2 protein-coding genes are annotated in these 2,460 nt (G+C 34.1%); both read left to right on the top strand.

Annotated elements, in window-relative coordinates; all coding sequences use genetic code 11:
• The first annotated feature begins 84 nt into the window (after nt 1-84).
• A complete protein-coding gene (gene istA / locus HMPREF9402_RS00455) occupies nt 85-1,668 on the top strand; it encodes an IS21 family transposase (RefSeq protein WP_274378236.1) in 1,584 nt (527 codons plus the stop codon).
• The gene (gene istB / locus HMPREF9402_RS00450; protein WP_009606156.1) at nt 1,656-2,402 is read left to right on the top strand and encodes an IS21-like element helper ATPase IstB; all 747 of its coding nucleotides are present in this window, start codon (nt 1,656-1,658) and stop codon (nt 2,400-2,402) included. The genes istA and istB overlap by 13 nt, the downstream gene beginning before the upstream one ends.
• Nucleotides 2,403-2,460 lie beyond the last annotated feature (58 nt).

The following is a 2,460-nucleotide window of genomic DNA, read 5'->3' as shown; positions in this document are numbered from 1 at the left end:
TGTTTATAGTATTCTAATAATTAACGGGGATGCATTTGAAAAGTTAACATCTCTTTTATAAAATTATCCATATCAACTAGAGATATGGAGGAGTTAGGAGTGTTAACATTGGAGAAAAAAGAAAAGATGATTCGCTTATATCTAACAGGTCTATCTTATACCGAGATTGCGAAAGAGATTGGCATGACACGACAAACTGTGAGTAAGTATATTAAGCAATATGAGACAGATTTGAAAGAGTTAGAATCAGCGACAACTACTCAAGAAAAAGAACAGATTATCATTCGTTCATCGGCTAGGCCTAAGTACGATATTAGTAACCGTCAACGGTTTAAGTTAACACCTGATGTGGAGGAAATGATTAATACTTGTTTATTAGAAAATAAACAAAAGATTCAACAAGGCAAACGTAAACTCATCATGAAAAATATAGATATTTATGAATGGTTGATTTCAAATCAAATAGATATTAGTTATCGATCAGTCTGTGCCTATATCGCTAAACAAACTCAACGATCAAAAGAAGCCTTTATTAGACAGGCTTATGAACCTGGACAAGTGGCTGAATTTGACTGGGGAGATGTGACTCTTTATATTGATGAACTTGGAGCTGATCGTCGCTTTAAAATCGGGGTATTTAATCTAAAATACAGTGATAAGCGATTTGCTTATCTGTACTCACACGAAAATACAGAGGCTTTTCTTGATATTCATACTCGCTTCTTTGAAGAAATTCAAGGCGTTCCAACTGAAGTGGTCTATGACAATGCACGCGTTCAAGTGGCCTATTTAGCTGGGAGAGAAAGGCAACCTACTGAAGCGGTTAAAAAGTTAACGAATTATTATGGTTATGCGGCTCGTTATACGAATCCCTATAGTGGACATGAAAAAGGTCATGTTGAGCGTTCGGTTGAATTAATTCGTCGAAAAGCTTATAGTAAATGTCATCGTTTCAAAACAATTGCAGATGCAGTGACTGCACTTTTAGACGCAACAACTCGTGAAAATCAAAAAGTAAAACAGCAGACAAACCAATCTGCAGATGCGGTATTTGCACAAGAACAGAAACATTTACTTCCTTATCGGGTCCCACTTGATACGTATTTAACTTCAACTTATAAAGTGAATAAATATAGCTTAATTCATGTAGATTCAAATTTTTATTCTGTTCCGGATTACTTGGTTGGTAAAGAGGTGACGGTACGGAAAAACATTCAACAGATTAAAGTGTATTATCAGGATCGCTTTTTATTCAAGGCGAAACGCTTAATTGGACGTCATCACTATCATATTGATATTCATCACTATTTAGCGACATTAAAAAAGAAGCCTGGGGCAATTGCGCATAGCTTGGCTCTCAAACAAGCTACTCCCTGGCTTCAAAACATATTCCAAACTTATTATAACACAAATCCACGAGATTTTATCTATCTCTTAACAATCATTGAACAAAATTCTCTCGAAACAATTCAGTTTGCGATTGAATGGTTACAGCGACAAGGCTTACCGATTCAAAATAATCAAATCGTCAATTATTTAGTAAATTTAAATTCAAAGCCTTCTGGCTCAAAAGATTTATTAGAGGCCCCTATTGAACAAGCTTGTTATCATCAATTATCTGAAATTAGTTCAATTTATAGTCAAGGAGAAAACTCATGGATCAATTAATTAAAACCTACACCAAAACGTTACGCTTACCTTATATTCATCAAAATTTTTCATTCCACTTAGAACAGGCCCGACTCGAACATCAATCCTACGAAGAGTTCTTGCTTAATCTATTTCAATATGAAGTAGAACTTAGACAACAAAATAGTGTGAATTCCCGTATACGAGCGGCTAAATTTCCCTATCTAAAACATTTAGAAGAACTTGATATCAACGCGTTACCATTAGAAGCGCAAAAACATTATCAAACCTTAAAAAGCTTAGATTTTATTGAGAAAAAACAAAATGTAATTCTAGCTGGTAATCCTGGAACGGGTAAAAGTCACACCGTCATCGGATTAGGAATTAAGGCTTGTCAGGCGGGATATCATGTCTATTTTGCTCATGTTCCAACTTTAATTATTGAATTAAAAGAAGCAAAGAATGAGCGTGTCTTACAACGATTAAAAAAGAAGTTTGATAAATATCATCTGGTAATTTTAGATGAGCTTGGGTATATCTCATTTGATAAAGAGGGAGCAGAATTATTATTCAACTTCATCTCAACTCGATGTGAAAAAGCATCTACGATATTTACCACTAATTTACCTTTTTCAAGATGGAATGAAATCTTTCATGATCCTATTATTACAGCCGCAATGGTCGATCGTATTACTCATCAATCCTATGTCATTAACATGAATGGAACAAGTTACCGTCTACAACAATCTAAAAAATTCTTAGAAAGTGAATAAAAGCAACAAAGTTAAAAATTAAATTTCAATTCTGTTAACTTTTCACTTGCAATATACA

Origin of the sequence: Turicibacter sp. HGF1 (assembly GCF_000191865.1) — a bacterium.
Classification (GTDB): domain Bacteria; phylum Bacillota_I; class Bacilli_A; order MOL361; family Turicibacteraceae; genus Turicibacter; species Turicibacter sanguinis.
The sequence above is the reverse complement of the archived record's forward strand: the minus strand, read 5'-3'. Positions and strand labels throughout refer to the sequence as shown.

Bases quoted from the DNA above. Each gene is read 5' to 3' on its own strand.
- istA (WP_274378236.1), top strand. From the start codon at position 85: ATGGAGGAGTTAGGAGTGTTAACATTGGAGAAAAAAGAAAAGATGATT.
- istB (WP_009606156.1), top strand. From the start codon at position 1,656: ATGGATCAATTAATTAAAACCTACACCAAAACGTTACGCTTACCTTAT.